Source organism: Gottfriedia acidiceleris, assembly GCF_023115465.1.
In the GTDB taxonomy this organism is placed as follows: Bacteria; Bacillota; Bacilli; order Bacillales; family Bacillaceae_G; genus Gottfriedia; species Gottfriedia acidiceleris_B.
Genome location: NZ_CP096034.1, coordinates 4,371,063 through 4,392,685, shown reverse-complemented (window position 1 = coordinate 4,392,685; position 21,623 = coordinate 4,371,063). Strand labels below are relative to the sequence as shown.

At 33.9% G+C, this 21,623-nt stretch carries 17 protein-coding genes; all 17 read left to right on the top strand.

Annotated features, from left to right (window positions below):
* Window positions 1-292 precede the first annotated feature (292 nt).
* Complete coding sequence (locus MY490_RS20720) at window positions 293-1,426, top strand: ATP-dependent helicase ComFA (protein WP_248267338.1); 1,134 nt, start codon at window positions 293-295, stop codon at window positions 1,424-1,426.
* Between the two features lie 146 nt (window positions 1,427-1,572).
* Window positions 1,573-2,103 (top strand): ComF family protein, encoded by a 531-nt coding sequence (locus tag MY490_RS20715; protein ID WP_248267337.1) that lies wholly within the window; start codon window positions 1,573-1,575, stop codon window positions 2,101-2,103.
* 161 nt (window positions 2,104-2,264) lie between these two features.
* Entirely contained in the window at window positions 2,265-2,522 is a 258-nt protein-coding gene (locus tag MY490_RS20710; protein WP_248267336.1) for a flagellar biosynthesis anti-sigma factor FlgM, read from the top strand.
* A gap of 345 nt (window positions 2,523-2,867) precedes the next feature.
* Window positions 2,868-4,688, top strand: coding sequence for an APC family permease (locus MY490_RS20705; protein WP_248267335.1), 1,821 nt, complete (start codon window positions 2,868-2,870; stop codon window positions 4,686-4,688).
* Between the two features lie 260 nt (window positions 4,689-4,948).
* Complete coding sequence (gene cspD, locus MY490_RS20700) at window positions 4,949-5,146, top strand: cold-shock protein CspD (protein ID WP_056469532.1); 198 nt, start codon at window positions 4,949-4,951, stop codon at window positions 5,144-5,146.
* A 269-nt stretch (window positions 5,147-5,415) separates the two neighbouring features.
* Entirely contained in the window at window positions 5,416-5,961 is a 546-nt protein-coding gene (gene hpf / locus MY490_RS20695) for a ribosome hibernation-promoting factor, HPF/YfiA family (protein WP_069033815.1), read from the top strand.
* Between the two features lie 213 nt (window positions 5,962-6,174).
* The gene (gene secA / locus MY490_RS20690; protein WP_248267334.1) at window positions 6,175-8,688 is read left to right on the top strand and encodes a preprotein translocase subunit SecA; all 2,514 of its coding nucleotides are present in this window, start codon (window positions 6,175-6,177) and stop codon (window positions 8,686-8,688) included.
* Between the two features lie 139 nt (window positions 8,689-8,827).
* Window positions 8,828-9,926, top strand: a protein-coding gene (gene prfB / locus MY490_RS20685) for a peptide chain release factor 2 (protein ID WP_248267333.1) whose coding sequence is annotated in 2 segments (ribosomal slippage) — window positions 8,828-8,890 and window positions 8,892-9,926 — 1,098 coding nt in all. Because the reading frame shifts where the segments join, the coding sequence is not laid out codon by codon here.
* Window positions 9,927-10,383: 457 nt separating this feature from the next.
* Window positions 10,384-11,262 carry a YitT family protein gene (locus MY490_RS20680; protein WP_097975035.1) on the top strand — a complete coding sequence of 293 codons (879 nt, stop codon included), beginning with the start codon at window positions 10,384-10,386 and terminating at the stop codon, window positions 11,260-11,262.
* 70 nt (window positions 11,263-11,332) lie between these two features.
* Complete coding sequence (gene cccB / locus MY490_RS20675; protein ID WP_432707024.1) at window positions 11,333-11,662, top strand: cytochrome c551; 330 nt, start codon at window positions 11,333-11,335, stop codon at window positions 11,660-11,662.
* 338 nt (window positions 11,663-12,000) lie between these two features.
* A complete protein-coding gene (gene ftsE, locus MY490_RS20670) occupies window positions 12,001-12,687 on the top strand; it encodes a cell division ATP-binding protein FtsE (protein ID WP_248267331.1) in 687 nt (228 codons plus the stop codon).
* Window positions 12,677-13,570: a permease-like cell division protein FtsX gene (ftsX, locus tag MY490_RS20665; RefSeq protein ID WP_248267330.1), complete on the top strand. Its 894-nt coding sequence runs from the start codon at window positions 12,677-12,679 to the stop codon at window positions 13,568-13,570. The genes ftsE and ftsX overlap by 11 nt, the downstream gene beginning before the upstream one ends.
* A 134-nt stretch (window positions 13,571-13,704) precedes the next feature.
* Window positions 13,705-15,075: a murein hydrolase activator EnvC family protein gene (locus MY490_RS20660; RefSeq protein WP_248267329.1), complete on the top strand. Its 1,371-nt coding sequence runs from the start codon at window positions 13,705-13,707 to the stop codon at window positions 15,073-15,075.
* A gap of 234 nt (window positions 15,076-15,309) precedes the next feature.
* Window positions 15,310-16,773 carry a catalase gene (locus MY490_RS20655; RefSeq protein ID WP_248267328.1) on the top strand — a complete coding sequence of 488 codons (1,464 nt, stop codon included), beginning with the start codon at window positions 15,310-15,312 and terminating at the stop codon, window positions 16,771-16,773.
* Between the two features lie 178 nt (window positions 16,774-16,951).
* Window positions 16,952-18,385 (top strand): S41 family peptidase, encoded by a 1,434-nt coding sequence (locus MY490_RS20650; RefSeq protein ID WP_248267327.1) that lies wholly within the window; start codon window positions 16,952-16,954, stop codon window positions 18,383-18,385.
* A 273-nt stretch (window positions 18,386-18,658) separates the two neighbouring features.
* Window positions 18,659-19,852 (top strand): PDZ domain-containing protein, encoded by a 1,194-nt coding sequence (locus MY490_RS20645; protein WP_248267326.1) that lies wholly within the window; start codon window positions 18,659-18,661, stop codon window positions 19,850-19,852.
* Window positions 19,853-20,186: 334 nt separating this feature from the next.
* A complete protein-coding gene (locus tag MY490_RS20640) occupies window positions 20,187-21,620 on the top strand; it encodes a PTS mannitol transporter subunit IIBC (RefSeq protein WP_282439861.1) in 1,434 nt (477 codons plus the stop codon).
* Window positions 21,621-21,623: the final 3 nt, after the last annotated feature.

Here is a 21,623-nt window from a genome sequence, read left to right as displayed (position 1 = left end):
GCCATATTTATGTTTGAAGCTTTTTAAAAATCCCACGTTTTATCCATCCTTCAAAATATTATTAAAAGAAAGTAGGTTAAAAATGGACAAATTTTACGGTAGAAAACTCCCACTTCCCCCCTCAATAAACCTTCGAGATATCCCGCCAACAAGTCAAATCATTCAAGCGGTTCAAAAAGTTAAAAATCGTTATCAATGCTTTCGTTGTGGTAATCAAAATCAACATTTTTTCGCTACTCATTTTTGTTTTAAATGCTCATCTCAGTGTACGTATTGTCGAAAATGTATCACTATGGGAAAGATGTCGACATGTACTGAGTTAGTCATTAATGAAGTTGATTTGAAATTCGAGAACCCAATTTCTGGACTCGAATGGGGTGGAAAACTTTCACCACAGCAAAAAGAAGCATCAATTAAAGTAGTTGAAGCTGTGAACGAAAATCAGAATTTGCTACTTTGGGCAGTTTGTGGTGCAGGAAAAACAGAAATGTTGTTTGAAGGGATTGAAGCTGCACTACAGCAAGGGAAATTTGTTTGCATTACAACTCCTCGAGTAGATGTTGTTTTAGAGCTATCGATTCGATTTAGACAAGCCTTCCCTACTATTTCGATTGCAGTACTGTACGGAGGTAGTGACGAGAAATGGGATAGAAATAGAATAACGATCTGTACAGTACATCAGTTAATGAAATTTAGACTTACCTTCCACTTATTAATTATCGATGAAGTTGATGCTTTTCCTTATAATATTGAAACATATTTGCATTGGGTTGCAAATGAATCAAGAACAATTAAAGGTTCTACAGTACAAATGACAGCTACTCCCTCTAGTGAACAACAACTACTTGCGCTAAAAAATAAAATCAAACATGTAATGGTCCCCGCAAGATACCATAGGCAACCACTACCAGTACCGAGCTTTGAATGGATTGGTAACTGGCGTAAAACGATTCGTAAATCACAAAAACTTCCAAATTCTTTAGAAAAATGGATAAAATTATTTATTCAAAAAGGCTGCCCCATCTTTTTGTTTGTCCCTACAATTAGAGAATGTATTTTTATAGAAGAGGCTGTTAAAAAGATAACAGTTAAATCGGCATCAGTTCATAGTCAAGATCCTCAAAGACATGAAAAAGTGAGTGCTTTTCGAAATGGTGATACTCAAGTTTTAATTACAACAACAATTTTAGAGAGAGGCGTTACGATTTCGAATAGCCAAATTGCAGTATTAGGTGCTGATGAAGAGATTTTTACTGAAAGTGCGCTAGTTCAAATTGCTGGTCGTGCTGGTAGGCATATTAATTATGCAAATGGAGAGGTTATCTTTTTTCATAATGGAATTAGCGAAGAAATGGTCAAAGCTAAAAAGCAAATACTTCTAATGAATCATTTAGGTATACAGAAAGGCTGGTTGGATAATAAGTGATTTGTGTATATTGTGGGGTTCAATTTGTTGAGAAGTTTTCCTTGCATAAATTGTTTTTTCTAAGCATTGAATCAGCATGTTCAAAATGTGTAGCGAAATTTAAAAAAATTATTGGTCCTGTTTGTGAAATTTGTTGTGGTTACATTATGGGAAATCAGAAGCATTGTAAAAATTGTGTAGAGTATATGAGTTTAAAGCTAGATATGCCGTTAATTATTAATAAGTCGATATTTCATTATACAAATGAAATAAAAGAGTGGCTTAATCATTTTAAATTTTATGGTGATGTTCAGTTAGCATCTATATTTGCGAGTGATTTGAGGGAATACTATGAAAATTCTTTCAAAAATTATAAAATAGTTCCAATACCTCTAAGTGATGTGAGACTAAAGGAACGAGGTTTTAATCAAGTTGAAGTGCTCGCACAATATGCAGGTTTAAAGTTAACAAATTGTTTAGAAAGAATCCATACCGAAAAACAAAGTAAGTTAAATCGTAATGAAAGACTAAGCCGAGAACAAGTTTTTTCTTTTTGTAGTGAGGGAAAAATCGAAAACGAACCGATTGTATTACTTGACGATGTGTATACAACTGGTAAAACGGTACAAGATGCCGCAGCAATATTATTCCAAAATGGTGCTACTGAAGTACATTCACTCACATTAATTCGCGCATAAAGCTTGGCGTCGTGTTAATTATATAAGAACTTAATTTTACTACGATTTTTACCGATATAAATAGTGGTCATTGGACAGAATAAAACAAAAATATAAGTTAAAGGATCGGAATTTAATAATAAAGTGTCGAGGTATAAAACGATTAGCGATGGGGTGAGAAAATGATGGATTATACATCTGATGAAGATAAAGTTCATTTACATCAATACAACGTAGAAAAAATTGAACAAAATAAACGAAAACAAGAAGGGAAAATAGAAATCTCCCCTCAAGCGAAGGATAATCAAATCGCAAATCAGCTAATCGAGGAACGTAATGAACGTTTACAGCAATTAAAAAAACAAATTGACGAGGGAACATACAAAGTTCAACCAATTAAAGTGGCTGAAAAAATGCTTAGCTATTTTAATAAGAAATAAAGGTATACTAGTGAATTGGGTTGATACAAAAATTGTTAATTTAATAAGAAGAAAGTAGGAAAGAACTTAGCAAAAATGTTAAGTTCTTTCTGTGTGTATGCATGGAAATAAAAAAGGATTTCTATACGTCAACGAGAGCGCCTATTATTTGATTTGTGAAGTTTTTAAAGTGGTCTTTCATTTTATTGTATTTTAATTTGATTTAGAGGGAAGTTAATATTAATTATTTTGACAAAAACTTCATAAAATAATGGAAAGATTTTCTTAATATATCACACAATTTTTTCTAATAATGTGATAAACTCAAATGGTTTAGTTTTTTACTTTTTATGTAGAGGTGTACATATGTTATCGATTTTAAAACGATACTTAATTGGTAAACCACTTAAGTCAACAGAGTTAAGTGAACAAAAGTTATCGAATACGAAGGCTTTGGCAATTCTATCGTCAGATGCGCTTTCTTCAGTAGCATACGGTCCAGAGCAGATTCTGATCGTTTTAACTACGGTTGGGGCAGTAGCGTATTGGTATTCGGTTCCGATTGGTATAGGCGTACTGATTTTATTATTAGCATTAATTTTATCTTATCGCCAAATTATTTTTAGTTATCCTCATGGTGGAGGCGCATATGTCGTATCTAAACAAAACCTCGGTGTTATTCCAGGTTTAGTTGCCGGCGGATCCTTGTTAGTTGACTATATCTTGACAGTAGCGGTTAGTGTGTCAGCAGGAACCGACGCGATTACGTCCGCATTCCCAGTTTTGCACGCTCATACAGTCTTTATTGCTGTTATTTTGGTTATATGTATTACAATTTTAAACTTACGCGGATTGACTGAATCTGCTTCGATTTTGGCATATCCAGTTTATTTATTCGTTGTAGCTCTTGTTATTATCATTATCGTAGGTTTATATAATGTCTTTACAGGCCATGCTCCACAAACAGCACATTCAGCGATTGGTACTGTTGTTCCAGGGATTTCGCTCTTTATTCTTTTAAAAGCATTTTCATCAGGCTGTTCAGCTTTAACCGGTGTAGAAGCAATTTCAAATGCTATTCCGAACTTTAAAGAACCTTCAGATAAAAATGCGGCAAAAACACTATTGATGATGGGTTCGATTTTAGCAGTACTATTCTCAGGAATAATGTTTTTAGCTTACTGGTATGGAATCGTACCAAATGCAGAAGAAACGGTTATGTCCCAATTAGGTTCTGATATTTTCGGACGAAATATCATCTATTTCTTTATACAAGGGACAACTGCGCTAATCCTAGTATTAGCAGCTAATACGGGATTTTCAGCATTCCCACTACTTGCTTATAACTTAGCAAGTGACAAATTTATGCCTAGAATGTATTTACTTCGAGGGGATCGTTTAGGTTATTCAAATGGTATTATTACACTTGGTGTAGCTTCAATTTTATTAATTATTGCTTTCCAAGGTAAAACAGAAGAATTAATTCCATTATATGCGGTTGGTGTATTCGTACCATTTACACTTTCTCAAACAGGTATGGTAATTAAATGGATTAGAGAAAAACCAGCTGGCTGGTTCCCAAAATTAATTGCTAACTTCGTTGGTGCATTTATTTCAGCAACTGTTTCAATTATTTTCTTAACGACTAAGTTAAATCAAGTTTGGTCAATATTTGTTTTCTTACCTTTGATTGTTATTCTATTCTTAAGAATTCGTAAGCATTATGAAGCAGTAGGTGACCAATTAAGATTAAATAATGATATTCCTGAAAAAATTAGTGGAAATATCATGGTAGTTCCTGTCGCTGGGATTACAAAAGTAGTTGAACGTACAATGCAATATGCTCAAGGGATTGCTGATGAAGTCTATGCTGTTTACATTTCTTTTGATAAAGAAAGTGAAGAGCAAATGAGAGAAAAATGGGAAGCATGGAATCCAAACGTAAAATTAATTGTTGTTCACTCTGAGTATCGAGAAATCACAAGACCTCTTTTAAAAGTAATAGATGAAATGGAAGCAAAAGCTCATGAACAAGGTTTTGAAATTACAGTTTTAATACCACAGTTTATTACCAGAAAAAATTGGCATAATGTTTTACATAATCAATCTAGCTTATTACTGCGAGCGTATTTACTTCACAAACGAAGCGTTATTGTAACTACTGTACCTTATCGATTTAAGGTGTAGAGAGCGGGGATTTTAAAGAAGGAAAAAAATTGTAGGAAAAATGATATAAATTTTCTTATTATAAAAATAGGAAAAAAATAATGGGACAAGTCAGAAGGTAAGTGAATATGATAGGTAAGGAAATAATTAGAATTTTTCGTTATTTGTCGAATTCGTGAAAAAAAAGGCGATAAGCTACTTTTGACTTGTCCTAGTTTTATGATGTATAGTTGAAATGTGGAGAAGATTCACAAGTTTTCGACTGAAGGGAATGGATTTGAATGCAAGGTAAAGTAAAATGGTTTAATGCAGAAAAAGGTTTTGGATTTATCGAGCGTGAAGATGGAGACGATGTATTCGTACATTTCTCAGCTATCAACGCAGAAGGTTACAAATCTTTAGAAGAAGGCCAAGCAGTTAGCTTCGAAATCGTTGAAGGTAACCGTGGACCTCAAGCTGCTAATGTTACTAAAATTTAATTTTTTCCGTTAATAAGTAAGTATTTGCTTATATAGATTCGGACCACAAAGGCTTACTCATTTGAGTAAGCCTTTGTGTTTTTTTTACATTTTTGAGTATCTTTAAATTATTATAAAAATATAATCTGATATAAACGATAAAAGTTCATAAAATGGTCACAGAGATTTCTCATATTTGACAAAAATTTCAAGGAGGAAATTAAGGTACAGGTGTAGAATATAAGTATGACAGCTTTCATTTTTGAAGCTTGATGAAGGAGGAAACCCATATGATGCTAAACATCCGAGGCGAAAATATTGAAATTACTCCAGCAATTCGTGATTACGTAGATAAAAAATTATCGCGATTTGATCGTTATTTTGACGAAGAGTTAACGGCGAGAGTTAATGCTAAGGTATTCCACGACAAGCAAAGAATTGAAGTAACTATTCCTGGAACATATATGTTATTACGCGCAGAAGAAGAGCATTCAGATTTGTATGCAGCTGTCGATTTAGTTATTGATAAACTAGATCGTCAAATAAGAAAACACAAAACAAAAGTAAATCGCAAATTAAGAGAAAAAGGTTCATTAAAATTCATGTTTGCACCATCAACTACTGAATCAGCTGTTGCAGTAGAAGAGCACGAAAATGACATTGAGTTAGTTCGAACAAAGCAATTTGATTTAAAACCTATGGATGCAGAAGAAGCAGTGCTACAAATGAATATGTTAGGTCATAACTTCTTTGTATTCTTAAATGGTGAAACGAATAAAACGAACATCGTTTACGCTAGAAAAGATGGGCGTTATGGTTTAATTGAAGCCAAATAAAAATTAATAAAATAATAATAAAAGGACTGAGCTGAACAATTGCTTAGTCCTTTTTTGGTTTTTTTGCTTATTTTCTAAAATATTAGTTAATTCTAATACAACATTCTCGACATAAGGTTGTCACGTATCTTCATTTAATGATAAAATTAGAAATAGTATCTACTAACTTAATGAAATTTTAGTTTATGACTTTATAATAGAGGAGCGTTACGAATGCTTGGAATGATAAAAAAGGTTTTTGATCTTAATCAGCGACAATTAAATAAAATGCAAAAACAAGTTGATCAAGTGTTATCTTTACAGGATCAGTATGCAAAATTATCTGATGATGAACTTAGAGGTAAAACATTTGAATTTAAAGAGCGTATTCAAAAAGGTGAAACTCTTGATGATATTTTAGTTGAAGCATTTGCCGTTGTTCGTGAAGGTGCTACTCGTGTGCTTGGTATGACTCCATATCCTGTACAGATATTAGGTGGAATTTCCTTACATGAAGGTAATATTTCAGAAATGAAAACTGGGGAAGGTAAAACTTTAACTTCCACTTTACCTGTTTATTTAAATGCATTAAGTAGCGAAGGTGTTCACGTTGTTACCGTCAATGAATACTTAGCTAGTCGTGATGCTCGTGAAATGGGTCAATTATATGAGTTTTTAGGACTTACTGTTGGTCTAAATTTAAATAGTATGGAGCCAGATGAGAAGCGTGAAGCATATGCTTGTGATATTACGTATAGTACAAATAATGAATTAGGATTTGACTATTTACGTGATAACATGGTTGTATACGCTGAACAACGAGTTCAACGTCCACTAAACTATGCTATTATCGATGAGGTTGACTCAATTTTAATTGACGAAGCACGTACTCCATTAATTATATCAGGACAAGCAAAACAGTCTGCTCAATCTTATATTGCGGCGAATGCATTTGTTGGAATGCTAAAGCTAGACAAGGATTATACGTACGATGTAAAAACAAAATCAGTTTTATTAACTGAAGATGGTATTTCACGTGCAGAAAAAGCTTTTGGTGTTGAAAACCTATTTGATTTGAAAAATGTTAACTTAAACCATCATATTACTCAGGCATTACGAGCTCACGTGACGATGACTCATGATGTAGATTATGTAGTTCAAGATGGAGAAATTGTAATCGTTGACCAATTTACTGGTCGTTTAATGAAAGGCCGTAGATACAGCGAAGGTCTTCACCAAGCGATCGAAGCTAAAGAAGGATTAAAAATTCAAAACGAAAGTATGACGCTTGCGACAATTACTTTCCAAAACTACTTCCGTATGTACAAAAAACTTTCGGGTATGACAGGTACAGCTAAAACTGAGGAAGAAGAATTCCGTAATATTTACAATATGAATGTTCTAGTTATTCCTACGAACCGACCAATCGCTCGTATAGATAAACCTGATTTAGTATACAAAACAATGACTGGGAAATTTAATGCTGTTGTTGATGAAATCGTTGAGCGTCACAAAACTGGGCAACCAGTTCTAGTTGGTACAGTAGCAATCGAGACTTCAGAGTTAATCTCTCAATTGCTAAAGCGTAAAGGTGTTAAACACGAAGTATTAAATGCGAAAAACCATGAACGTGAGGCTGATATTATCGCATTAGCTGGTCACCGTGGCGCAGTTACTATTGCGACAAACATGGCTGGTCGTGGTACAGATATTAAATTAGGTGAAGGCATTCGTGAGCTAGGCGGATTAGCTGTAATTGGTACAGAGCGCCATGAAAGCCGTCGTATTGATAATCAGTTACGTGGTCGTTCTGGTCGTCAAGGTGACCCTGGTGTGACAACTTTCTATTTATCAATGGAAGATGAATTAATGCGTCGTTTTGGTTCAGAAAATTTATCAGTTATGATGGACCGTTTAGGATTAGATGATTCTCAACCAATTGAAAGTAAGATGGTATCTCGTGCAGTTGAATCTGCACAAAAACGAGTAGAGGGTAATAACTTTGATGCTCGTAAACAATTACTTCAATATGATGATGTATTACGTCAACAACGTGAAGTTATATATGCTCAACGTTCTGAAGTTATTGATTCAAATGATTTACAACCAATTGTTAAGAATATGATTGAAGGTACTATTAACAGAGTAGTTCAAGCTCATACTCCAAATGAGCAGCTTCAAGAAGAGTGGAATGTAGAAGGAATCATTGATTTCTTAGAAGCAAACCTATTAAATGAAGATGAAATCACAGTTGAACAATTACGTGTAATTGAACCAGATGAAATGGTTGAACTAATTCAAAAAACAGTATTCGAGCGTTACGAAGAAAAACAGGCAGCTTTACCAGTTGAACAAATGCGTGAGTTTGAAAAAGTTGTATTATTACGTACAGTTGATAGCAAGTGGATGGCTCACATCGATTCAATGGATCAACTTCGTGAAGGAATCCATTTACGCGCATATGCACAAATTGATCCATTACGTGAATATCAAATGGAAGGCTTCGCAATGTTTGAAGAGATGATTGCTTCAATTGAAGAAGAAGTATCTCGCATTATTATGAAAGCTGAAATTGAAGCTGATGTAGAGCGTGAAGCTGTACAAGGTGATGCAATTCATGTAAGTAATGATGGTGAAGGTGAAGTAAAGAAAAAGCCAATCGTAAAAGGCGAAGAAACTGGCCGAAATGAAGATTGTCCTTGTGGATCAGGTAAGAAGTATAAAAACTGCCACGGTAAAGGAATCTAATAAAATAGAAACTATATGAAAAGGGGCAAGGGCAAGTAGTGATTAGAAAAGAGGAGTAACTTTCAAAAGTTATTCTTACTTTACTACTTGTCTTTACCTGCTTTTTATTGTTCGTAAAATTTAATCGAGGTGTTATGAAATGGAATTAGTAGAAGTAAAGCAAGAACTAGAAAAGATGGCGAAACGCCTTCAAGCATTTAGGGGGTCTCTTTGACGTCGAAACAAAACAAGCAAGACTAGATGAGCTTGAAGCGTTTATGTCAGAGCCAGATTTTTGGGATGATCAAAAAGCTGCACAAGTAGTAATTAGTGAAGTAAATGGTTTAAAAGAAGTCATTAATGAATTCAATGATTTAAATGATGGATATGAGAATCTTGAAGTAACTTATGAGTTAGTTAAAGAAGAAAATGACGATGAATTATTTGAAGAACTAGTAACTGAAGTAAAATCTTTAACTGGTAAACTGAATGATTTTGAACTTCAATTATTATTAAGCGAGCCATATGATAAAAATAATGCAATTCTTGAGCTTCACCCAGGAGCAGGTGGAACCGAGTCTCAAGATTGGGGTTCAATGTTATTACGTATGTACACTAGATGGGCTGAAAAACGTGGATTTAAAGTCGAAACTTTAGATTATCTACCTGGTGATGAGGCTGGAATAAAGAGTGTAACTTTAGCAATTAAAGGCCATAATGCTTATGGCTATTTAAAAGCAGAGAAAGGCGTTCATCGTTTAGTACGTATATCTCCATTCGATTCATCAGGTCGTCGTCATACTTCTTTCGTTTCTTGCGAAGTAATGCCTGAGTTCAATGAAGAAATTGAAATCGATATACGTACAGAAGATTTAAAAATTGATACGTATCGTGCAAGTGGAGCGGGTGGTCAGCACATTAATACAACTGACTCAGCAGTACGTATTACGCATGTTCCAACTAACACTGTAGTAACTTGTCAAACAGAACGTTCACAAATTAAAAACCGTGAACATGCAATGAAAATGTTAAAAGCAAAACTATATCAACGCAAAATAGAAGAGCAACAAGCTCAACTAGACGAAATCCGTGGAGAACAAAAAGAAATTGGCTGGGGAAGTCAAATTCGTTCATATGTTTTCCACCCATATTCAATGGTTAAAGATCATCGAACAAACACAGAGGTTGGTAATGTACATGCAGTAATGGATGGAGATCTTGATCCATTTATTGATGCTTATTTACGTTCTAAGATTTAATGTTGAAAAATGGGCTGATAAGATTGGGGGAAACTTCTTTCTTACCAGCCCTAATCTTTGGGGACAAAAGAGGTATATTTTATCATTTAGTTATCTGTAAATACATCTTTTAACCTATAACATCTACTATCAGACTGCCTGTCAAACAGTTGCAACTAGTCTTATCATCAAATTTTTGAGACTTTGTCTAAACGGACATCTTTTAATTAGTGAAATGTTATTCTTTTGAGCTTTTTTCTTAGAGGGGATTAATAAGGATTTTTCCTTACTAATGTGAAGGAGTTACATGAATCATATTTATTTTGAAGTTGTTTTACAAATAGAAGAAAGTAAATTTTGTTTATATGTAATTAAATCTTATTGATTTTTTCATAATAAAAAAAAGAGTAAGTATCCGATATAAAGGATATAAAATAGAAAAGTTATCTGTAAGTGAGAAATATTGAGGGGGATAAGTTTGAAAAAGGTCAGATATTCGACTGCTCTAACTGTAGGGTGGGGAAAAACGTTTTTTGAGTACTTTTTTGTATTAATTGGTTCTGCAATTATTGCTGTCGCGTTTTGTGTGTTTTTATTACCAAATCATATTGCTTCTGGTGGGGTAAGTGGTATTTCGACGATTCTAAAAAGCACAATGGGATTTAATCCTGCATTTGTACAGTGGGCATTTAATATCCCTTTATTTATAGCAGGCGTAATTTTCTTAGGTAGACAATTCGGCGCTAAAACGTTAGTTGGAACAATTTTCATACCACTTGTTGTTTATTTAGTCGATTTATACAATATAAAACCTGCAACTGATAATCCACTTTTAGCATCCATTTTTGGTGGACTATTTATAGGTTTAGGTTTAGGAATCGTGTTCCGTGGTAAAGCATCTACTGGTGGAACAGATTTAGCAGCTCAAATTGTTCATAAATATACTGGTTTATCACTTGGGATTTGTGTAGCATTTATTGACGGATTAATCGTTCTTACATCTGCAATCGTGTTTAATCTTGAAAGTGGTATGTATGCACTGATTGCACTTTTTGTTACGAGTAAAACGATCGATTTAGTTCAAATTGGTCTTGCTAGATCAAAAATGGCACTAATTATTACTTCAGAAGTGGAGCCTGTAACAACAGCAATTGTTCACCAATTAGATCGTGGAGTAACAAAGTTAACTGGTGTTGGTGGATATACTAATGAAGACCGTTTAGTATTAATGTGTGTACTTGATCAAACTGAATTTTCTTCTTTACGTGATATCGTTCGATCAGTTGATCGAAATGCTTTTATTACAGTTGTAGATGCAACAGAAGTTCTTGGAGAAGGTTTCACAAATTTGACATAAAAAGGTAAAATAAATATTTCTATTAGTAGTAGACTATAGTTATGGGATTGTTAAAGGGGCGATGATTTTTGTGAAAAAGCTACTTCTTGCTTTTATTACTGGTGGTATGCTGTTAACGATTACAGCATGTGGTTCAAATAATAATTCAAGTAAAAATAGTGATTCAGGCGAGCCGGTTTCGGTTGCTAATGGGGAAAAGTTATTTAAACAAAGCTGTGCTAGCTGCCACGGTGGAGAACTAGAAGGTATAATTGGACCAAGCTTAAAAAAGGTCGGAGCGAAATATTCTGAAAAAGAAATAGAAAATATTATCCATAATGGTAGAGGTTCAATGCCTAGTGGAGTTGTTCAAGGAAATGACGCGAAAAGTGTAGCGAAATGGCTTGCGACTAAAAAATAAAATGTCTTAAATTTTATAGAAAAAATTAAAGAAACAGACAATTTTCTGTTAATTAGAAAAGGTCTGTTTCTTTTCATTTTAGTTACATTTTTCCATAATTTGTTAAACAAACCCATAAATCGTTCGGAAATAATCTTGACTATTATTAAAATGTAACATAAATTTATCAATTTTGACATTTTTTAAGTGGTATAATAGAGGAGCTTAGCTGAAATTATCGAAATATGTAAATAGCAGGCGAAATAATAAGATCAAGTAAAGTAAAGTATAATTTCATCCAGAATGGATCTTATATAGTTTGATAGAAGAAAACGGAACAAAAAATTAAGGAGAATGTCATGATTGAGTTAAAAGATGTTTATAAGACTTATCCTAATGGTGTTCTTGCGGTAGATGGTATTAATGTGAAGATTCGCCAAGGTGAATTTGTGTATGTCGTGGGACCAAGTGGTGCCGGAAAGTCGACATTCATTAAAATGATGTATCGTGAAGAAAGACCATCAAAGGGTACAATCTTAATTAATGGAATTGATTTAAGCCATATGAAGGATAAAAAAGTTCCTTTATTACGTAGAAATATTGGGGTAGTTTTCCAAGACTATAAATTATTACCGACTTTATCAGTTTATGAAAATATTGCATTTGCACTTGAAGTTATTGAAGAAAATCCGAAAACAATTAAGAAGAGAGTTATGGAAGTACTTGACCTTGTTAAGTTAAAACATAAAGCTCGATTCTTACCTACAGAGCTTTCTGGTGGTGAACAGCAACGTGTTTCGATTGCCCGTTCTATTGTGAATAAACCACAAGTAGTGATCGCCGATGAGCCAACGGGTAACCTAGACCCTGAAACTACATGGGAGATTATGGATATATTTAAAGAAATCAATGATCGTGGAACAACTGTAGTAATGGCAACTCATAATAAAGATATCGTAAATACGATTAAGCGACGTGTAATTGCAATCGAGTCTGGAAAAATTGTACGCGACCAAGCGAGAGGAGTGTACGGTTATGAAGGCTAGAACTGCAAGAAGACATGTTCGTGAGGGACTACGTAGTTTAAAACGAAATGGTTGGATGACGTTTGCATCGATAAGTGCTGTTGCAGTTACTTTAATGCTTGTTGGCGTATTTTTAACCGTAATTTTGAATGTTAATCACATTGGAACAACTTTAGAAAAAGATGTTGAAGTACGTGTTTTAGTTGATTTAACAGCAAACAAAGAGCAACAAGCTACTTTAAAAGAAGAAATCAAAAAATTAGATCATGTAACCACTGTAAAGTTCTCATCGAAAGATCAAGAATTAAACAATCTAATCAAAAGTATGGGAGAAGATGGAAAAGCATTCCAACTGTTTGAACAGCAAAATCCATTAAATGATACGTTTATTGTTAAAACAGATTCTCCAGAACAAATCGCACCAGTAGCCAAAAAAATTGAAGGCTTAAAATATATTGATGAAGTAATTTATGGTAAAAAACAAGTACAAAAATTATTTAATGCAGTTTCGGTAGGTCGTAATATCGGTTTAGTACTGATTTTCGGACTATTATTTACTGCGATGTTCTTAATCTCTAATACTATCAAAATAACGATTATGGCAAGACGACGTGAGATTGAGATTATGAGATTGGTAGGGGCAACTAATAACTTTATTCGTTGGCCGTTCTTATTAGAAGGTTTACTGTTAGGTGTGTTAGGATCGGTTATTCCGATTGTTTTACTATTAACTGGCTATAAGGTTATTTATAATATGTTAATGCCAAAATTAGCAGGAACAATGTTTACATTATTACCATTTTCACCGTTTGTGTACCAACTATCTGCTATATTAATAGCTATTGGTGCAATAATCGGGATGTGGGGTTCTGTCATGTCAATTCGTAAGTTTTTACGTAAATAAGATTAAATTTTCTTTATAGTTCTATTGTTTTAATAGTGTAATTCGATTGATAAGCTCTAGTTCCCAATTTAACGTCTGTCTGAGTTGATACAGGTACTAGGGCTTTTCTATATACATATAAGGAGGGATCTTAGATGAGTAAGAGAAAATCATCGAAAGTAATAACGATTATGTTATGCAGTACTTTCATCATCGGTGCTATCCCATCCGTTTCTTTTGCTGAAAGTAAATACCAATCAGAAATTGACCGCATTAAAAAGAAGCGTAGTGAAGTTAAGGATAAGACGGATGCAACAAACAACAAAATTGCTGATATAAAGCATGACCAGCAAGAAGTTGTTGCGGAGCTTGAAAAACTTGATGCTCGGATGAAACTGACTAAGCAAAAAGTTAACCAAACTGAAGCTGCAGTTAGTGATGGGAAAAAGCAAATTTCAAAACTAAAGGAAGAAATTAAGTTTATTGAAGAGCGCATTAAATCTCGTGAAGAATTATTGAAAAACAGAATGCGTTCTCTTCAAAAAGCTGGTGGAATGGTATCATACCTTGATGTCATTTTAGGTGCTAATAGTTTCGGAGATTTAATTCAACGAATGAGTGCCGTACAAATTATTATGAAGGCTGACGAGGACATTATTAAGCAGCAAAACTTGGACTTAAAAGAAGTTAGTGCAAAAAAAGATGATTTGACTATGAAACAAGCAAAAATCGAAAGAGATTTAGCGAACTTAAAGAGTCTTAATAATCAACTTGCAAGTCAGGTTAGCGAAAAGAACAAATTAATGGCTTCATTAAAAGCTAAAGAAAGTGAAGCTCATGAAGATGTTTTAGATTTAAAGGAACAAGATCAATTATTAGCAAGTCAGCAAGCTGCAATGCAAAAAGCTCTTGAAATCGCGAAGAAACAAGCTGCTGAAAGAGCTGCCGCAGAAGCTAGACGTAAAGCAGAGGCTAAACGTAAAGCAGAAGCAGCTTCAAAAAGTAAAAAGCCATCTACAAGTGCAAGTCATTCAAGTGGATCTGGAAGCTCTAGTAGTTCAGGTAATTCTAGTAACTCAGATAACGCCGGTAGTTCTGATAATACACCAACCGTATCTAGTGGAAACTTTACAAGACCAGCAAACGGATATATCTCTTCAGGATTTGGACAACGTTCATTTGAAGGTGGAGAGTTTCATGAAGGTGTTGATATTGCCTCAGCGGGAAGTGTACCAGTTGTAGCAGCAGGCGATGGGGTTGTAATTCGTGCTTACGTCTCATCTTCTTATGGAAATTGTGTATTTATTACGCATAATATTGATGGACAAGTATGGACAACTGTATATGCTCACTTGGCTAGTTTTAGTGTATCAACTGGACAAACTGTTTCAAAAGGTATGAAAATTGGTTATATGGGCAATTCAGGTCATTCTACTGGACAACATTTACACTTTGAATTACATAAAGGTGAATGGAATTATGCTAAATCAAATGCAGTAGATCCTATGAAATATATTAATTTTTAATTTACTAAAAACCTATCCTAAAACACTAGGATGGGTTTTTTTCTATTTTTGCTAAATAAATCTCAATGGATTATAAAACTGGTAATTCATACCTACCTAGTTATGAGGTGATTAAATGCAATTATATCATTCACTACTTTATAATAATTATAATTTGATATTGATTTTCATTACTAGTTAATTTATTATATAATTATTACTAAATAATAATAATTATAATTAAGGAGAAGTGATATGACAAATAACCGACTAACAACAAATCAAGGCGTGCCAATTGGAGATAATCAAAATTCACTTACAGCGGGACGTAGAGGTCCAACTTTATTAGAGGATTATCAATTAATTGAAAAACTAGCTCATTTTGACCGTGAAAGAGTACCTGAGCGTGTTGTGCATGCACGTGGAGCTGGCGCACATGGTGTTTTCATAACCAAAAATAGTATGAAAAAATACACGAAAGCTAAGTTTTTACAAAATGCCGGAACAGAAACACCAGTATTTGCTCGTTTCTCAACAGTTATTCATGGATTGCATTCTCCTGAAACATTACGTGATCCTCGTGGATTTGCTGTGAAATTTTATACTGAAGATGGTAACTATGATTTTGTAGGTAATAATCTTCCTATTTTCTTTATTCGTGATGCAATGAAATTCCCCGATATGGTTCATTCATTAAAGCCGGATCCTAGGACTAATCTACAAACACCTAACAGATATTGGGATTTTATGTCTCTAACACCTGAGTCAACAAATATGTTATTACATGTATTTTCTGATGAAGGTATTCCAGCGAACTACCGTCAAATGAGAGGTTCAAGTGTTCATGCATATAAATGGGTAAATGAATATGGTAATACTGTATATATAAAACTTCGTTGGGTACCAAAGCAAGGAATTGAAAATCTTTCAATGGAAGAAGCTAGTGAAGTTCAAGGTAAAGATTTTAACCATGCAAGTCGTGATTTATACGAATCAATTGAAAACGGAGATTTCCCAGAATGGGACTTATATGTACAAGTTTTAAATCCTGCAGATATGGATGATTTCGATTTTGATCCATTAGACCCTACAAAAGATTGGTTTGAAGATGTGATTCCTCGACAACTTGTTGGAACGATGATCCTTAATCGAAACCCTGAAAATGTTTTTGCAGAAACTGAATCAGTTGGATTTAATCCAGGTGTGTTAGTTCCTGGAATCTTGCCTTCTGAAGATAAGTTATTACAAGGAAGATTATTCTCTTATTCAGATACCCAAAGATATCGTATTGGGGCAAATTATTTACAACTTCCAATTAACTGTCCTTTTGCCAAAGTAGCGAATGGTCAACGTGATGGTCATATGCCTTTTAGTCAGCAAACACATCATATTAACTTTGAGCCAAATAGCTACTCGGATACACCAAAAGAAGATGCCGATTATGTTGAAGTAGTGCAGCCATTAAGTGGTGTTTCTGAGCGCAAAAAAATTGAAAAAACAAATGACTTCGGCCAAGCAGGAGAAGTGTGGAATAGATATAGTAAAGCAGAGCAGAATGCAGTTATTAAAAATATTAGTGCTGATCTATCAGTTGTAGATGAAAAAATTAAGCTTCGTGCTGTTTGTAACTTCTATCGCGCAGATGCAAAATTAGGTGAGAGACTTGCTAGTAAATTAGGTATTAATCTAACGCCATACATACAACATCTACCAAAATAAATTAAACTCTTCTAATAAAAATTTATTAAATCGTGTTCTACTTGCAAACATAAGTGATACAGGCTTATCATATAATAGAACAGAAATGGCATCGCACGTCTGTGTGATGCTTTTTCGGGTACATACATTATTTAATAGATTGGTACGTTCTTAAGGAACGAAAAATAGGAGGTTCTGTATGAATCGTAAAACAACGGCTTTACTTGCAACAGCAACATTTGTTGTTGGTATGGGGGTAGGTACATTTGCATTTAATGATGGTACAAGTACAATCGTTTCGAAATTCTCTGAGAGTAAAGAAGTAAAGGCTTCAGAAGATCAAAATATTGCTAAAATACAAAAAGCTTACGAAATTATTGCAAATCAATATGTGAAAAAGATTGATCCTGATAAATTAACTGAGGGTGCAATCCAAGGAATGGTAACAACTTTAGATGATCCATTTTCTACTTATATGGATGGAAAGACAGCTAAACAATTCCATGAATCATTAGGTTCATCTTTCCAAGGAATTGGAGCGGAAGTTTCTAAAGACGGTGAAAAACTAATTATTGTCTCTCCAATTAAGAACTCTCCTGCGGAAAAGGCTGGTCTGAAACCAAAGGATGAAATTTTATCAGTTGATGGTAAAAGTGTGAAAGGTTTATCTCAATATGATGCAGTGCTAAAGATACGTGGAAAAAAAGGAACAAATGTTACGATTGAAGTAAAACGTCCAGGAGTTCCGGATCCAATTAAATTTACAATTAAACGTGATGATATTCCAATGTATACAGTATTTAGTTCAGTGAAAGACGTAAACAACGAAAAAATTGGTTATATTCATATTACCTCGTTTAATGAAAAAACAGCTGACGAGTTTAAGAAAGAATTGAAAAAGCTAGAGGATCAAAATATCCAAGGATTAACAATTGACGTTCGTGGAAATCCTGGGGGGTACTTACAAGCTGTAGAAGGCGTTTTAGAAGAATTAGTTGTAAAAAGTGAGCCATACTTACAAGTTGAAAATAGAAATGGCCAACGTGAAAAGTACTATACTAAATTAAATAAAGCGAAACCATATCCAATTGATGTATTAATTGATAAAGGAAGTGCATCTGCGGCTGAAATTTTAGCAGCGGCATTAAGTGAAGCAGGACATTATGAATTAATTGGTGAAAAATCTTTTGGTAAAGGTACTGTACAATCTACATTAGATTTCAAAGATGGTAGCAATATAAAGTTAACACAATTTAAATGGTTAACTCCAGATGGTACTTGGATTCACAAAAAAGGAATTAAACCAGATGTGGCTGTGAAACAACCTGATTATTTCTACGCTACACCAATTGATAAAAAGAAAACATTTAAATTCGATGATAATGATGAAAATATTAAACAAGCGCAAATCATGTTAAAAGGTTTAGGATACGACCCAGGCCGTAAAGATGGATATTTCAGCAAGCAAACAGAGACAGCAGTTAAGAATTATCAAAAAGCTGTTGGAATTACTGTTAACGGTGAGATTGATCCTCTAACTTCTGAAAAACTTGAATCGTCATTAATTGATAAAATTAAAGATGAAAAGAATGACCTTCAGTTAGAAAAAGCTTTAGATATGGTGGCTCAATAATACTACAAAAAGAGGACATTTTTATATTGTCCTCTTTGTATAGTAAAGTCCAGTTTAGAGGACGAAATTTATTTCGTCCTCATTTGACATAATTCCCGGGAAATAGATTGGAAATTACAATCCATGCAGGAGTTTTAGTTTAGTATGTCGAAAGTACACTTTATGGAGAAGTGTGCTTTTTTTATTGTTTTGTAGCATATTCTCTTTGAAAAAATATTAATAAACCGATAACATAAGTATATCAATCTATTATATAAAAAGGTGGTGAATGTTATGTGGTCAAATTTATTATCTGAACTATTGGTTGGATTAGGTAAACTATTTTTAAATCCATTTACTTATATATTTTTTATCGCATCAATTTTCTGTGGCAATTTACGTGTAAAAAGGGAACGTAAACATTTTTCGGTTCGAAATTTTAATGTAACGTTCGAGTGGAAAACGTCACTATGGTATGGATTACTGATCGGATTAATTCTTTCAGTTATCACATTGGTAGCTGGAATAAGCATTCCGATTGAAATGGTTTATTTACTAAGTGTATTAACAATTATTTGTGCACTAGTTTTACAATTCAGATGGATGTCTCCTGCTTATCTTTTTGGACTAGCTTTAGTAGCTCTGCCATTACTAAATAGAGGGCAAGATTCATTACCTTTGTTGAAAAACTTTATACCGAATGATCTGAATGCGATGCTTCCTGCCATAACGATTCTATTGGCTTTACTTTTATTAGCTGAAGGAATTTTAGTTCAACGTAATGCTGCAAATCATACAACTCCTTTATTTATTGAGAGTAAACGTGGAAAAAGAGTAGGGGCACATGAGGCAAATAGATTATGGATGGTGCCATTATTTTTACTAATACCAAGTGGTTCGATCATTAGTGACTATTCATGGTGGCCTACATTTGCTTTAGGTGATAGTGGGTATTCGATTCTTTGTGTACCATTTGGAATTGGATTTTACCAGTTAATTCAAGGAATGTTACCAAAGGAATCCATTAAGCTTGTCGGTAAACAAATAGTAGCTTTAGCAATTATAGTTTGTGCAGGTGGAATATTAAGTTATTTTATTGGTTTTGTAGCATTTATAGCAGTAGCAATCGCAGTAGTGGGACGAGAAGCTATAAACTATATTCATAAAAATAAAGATATTAATACACCATCTTACTTTACAGTTAAATCAACTGGCCTAATTGTATTAGGGATTTTACCAAACTCTGTAGCGGATAAAATGAACATTAAAGTAGGCGAAAGCATTACAAAAGTAAATGGTCAAAACGTCTCTACTGTTAATGAGTTTTATGAAGCACTACAAATTAACCGTGCGTACTGTAAATTAGAAGTAGTTGATTTAAATTCTGAAATCCGTATAACTCAATCATCAGTTTATGAAGGTGAACACCATGAGTTAGGATTCTTATTCCCAGAAGAAGAATCTAAATATAGTGGACAGGTCGGATAAGAGTAGTAGATTGGAAGCTTTCATTTCTACAATATAAAATCAAAAGGAACATATTCATAACTTGAATATGTTCCTTTTTTATACCAGTTTATGAGTCTAATGTAATGGTGTTTTTATAGGTAGTGTGGCATGTTTTTAGGTGTGTTTAGAGACCTATTGCTCAGGTGGATGAAATCTAGCATTCTATTAAAAGTAGTGATTATAGAAATGGTAATTTTTTTGAGCTCTTTTAAATTTTGTCACATTAGTAAGCGACAAATATGAATATTCATTTCATTGTTTTAGAACTGTAAGCGTTTTATCATTTGTATATAAGCTTCACAGGGGAGGTAAGATTTTGAATACAGATAAAAATAAAAATATAAAAGTAAAAATTCAACGCTTTGGTAGCTTTCTAAGTGGTATGGTAATGCCAAACATTGGTGCTTTTATTGCATGGGGATTAATAACAGCACTGTTTATACCAACTGGATGGATCCCTAATGCAAAGTTGGCGGTAATAGTAAGTCCAATGATTACTTATTTATTACCATTGCTAATTGGTTTTACTGGAGGAAGAATGGTCCATGATATTCGAGGCGGAGTTGTTGGGGCAATTGCAACAATGGGGGTAATTGTTGGTGCAGAGATGCCGATGTTCTTAGGCGCAATGATTATGGGACCACTTGGCGGTTTGGCTATTAAGAAATTTGACCTAGCTATACAAGGAAAAGTTAAGTCAGGATTTGAAATGTTAGTTAATAATTTCTCAGCAGGTATTTTAGGAGCAATTTTAGCAATAATTGGCTTAATAGGTGTTAATCCAGTTGTTTCGACGCTAACAGAAGCATTAGCTAACGGTGTAGATATGATGGTAAAAGCAAATGTCATTCCTTTGGCAAACATATTTATTGAACCAGCAAAAATCTTATTTTTAAACAATGCAATAAACCATGGAATTTTAAGTCCAATTGGTCTTGAGCAAGCAAAATCAGCTGGAAAGTCGCTTTTATTCTTACTAGAAGCTAATCCAGGACCGGGCCTAGGTGTACTATTAGCATATACGATCTTCGGTAAAGGTACAGCTAAACAAACAGCGCCAGGAGCAGTGATTATCCATTTCTTAGGTGGGATACATGAGATTTATTTCCCATATATCTTAATGAGACCTTTATTAATCTTTTCGGTTATCGCTGGTGGGGTAGCTGGTACACTTACTTTTAATATATTAGGCGCAGGTCTAGTAGCAGCAGCTTCTCCAGGTAGTATTATAGCAATATTAGCAATGGCTCCAAAAGGAGGATACTTACCAATCCTTGCGGGTGTACTTGTTGCAACAGCAGTATCATTTATTGTTTCAGCTGTAGTTCTAAAATCATCAAAGTTAATTTCATCAGATGAAGATTTAGAAAGAGCAGCTCAAAAAACACAAGTTTTAAAAGGTAAGGAAAGTAAAGTAGCTAGTTTATTACAGACTGAAAAAGAAGTAGCTAGTTCTCTTGGTATTATTAAAGAAGTGAAAAAAATTATTTTTGCCTGTGATGCTGGTATGGGATCAAGTGCCATGGGGGCATCAATATTACGCAAAAAGGTAAAAACAGCAGGGATAGAATTAGAGGTTACGAATGTAGCAATTAATAATTTACCAAATGATGTAGATGTTGTCATAACTCATAAAGATTTAACTGATCGAGCAAAAGCAAAAGTACCGAATGCAGTTCATATCTCAGTAGAGAACTTCTTAAATAGTCCGAAGTATGATGAATTAGTGAATTCTTTAATAAAATAAAAA

Excerpts from the sequence above, each read along its gene's own strand:
- secA (WP_248267334.1), top strand. The coding sequence starts at position 6,175 with ATGCTTGGAATGATAAAAAAGGTTTTTGATCTTAATCAGCGACAATTA.
- ftsX (WP_248267330.1), top strand. The coding sequence starts at position 12,677 with ATGAAGGCTAGAACTGCAAGAAGACATGTTCGTGAGGGACTACGTAGT.
- MY490_RS20715 (WP_248267337.1), top strand. The coding sequence starts at position 1,573 with ATGGGAAATCAGAAGCATTGTAAAAATTGTGTAGAGTATATGAGTTTA.
- cspD (WP_056469532.1), top strand. The coding sequence starts at position 4,949 with ATGCAAGGTAAAGTAAAATGGTTTAATGCAGAAAAAGGTTTTGGATTT.
- MY490_RS20655 (WP_248267328.1), top strand. The coding sequence starts at position 15,310 with ATGACAAATAACCGACTAACAACAAATCAAGGCGTGCCAATTGGAGAT.
- MY490_RS20650 (WP_248267327.1), top strand. The coding sequence starts at position 16,952 with ATGAATCGTAAAACAACGGCTTTACTTGCAACAGCAACATTTGTTGTT.
- ftsE (WP_248267331.1), top strand. The coding sequence starts at position 12,001 with ATGATTGAGTTAAAAGATGTTTATAAGACTTATCCTAATGGTGTTCTT.
- MY490_RS20705 (WP_248267335.1), top strand. The coding sequence starts at position 2,868 with ATGTTATCGATTTTAAAACGATACTTAATTGGTAAACCACTTAAGTCA.
- MY490_RS20710 (WP_248267336.1), top strand. The coding sequence starts at position 2,265 with ATGATGGATTATACATCTGATGAAGATAAAGTTCATTTACATCAATAC.
- MY490_RS20660 (WP_248267329.1), top strand. The coding sequence starts at position 13,705 with ATGAGTAAGAGAAAATCATCGAAAGTAATAACGATTATGTTATGCAGT.
- hpf (WP_069033815.1), top strand. The coding sequence starts at position 5,416 with ATGATGCTAAACATCCGAGGCGAAAATATTGAAATTACTCCAGCAATT.
- MY490_RS20645 (WP_248267326.1), top strand. The coding sequence starts at position 18,659 with ATGTGGTCAAATTTATTATCTGAACTATTGGTTGGATTAGGTAAACTA.
- MY490_RS20720 (WP_248267338.1), top strand. The coding sequence starts at position 293 with ATGGGAAAGATGTCGACATGTACTGAGTTAGTCATTAATGAAGTTGAT.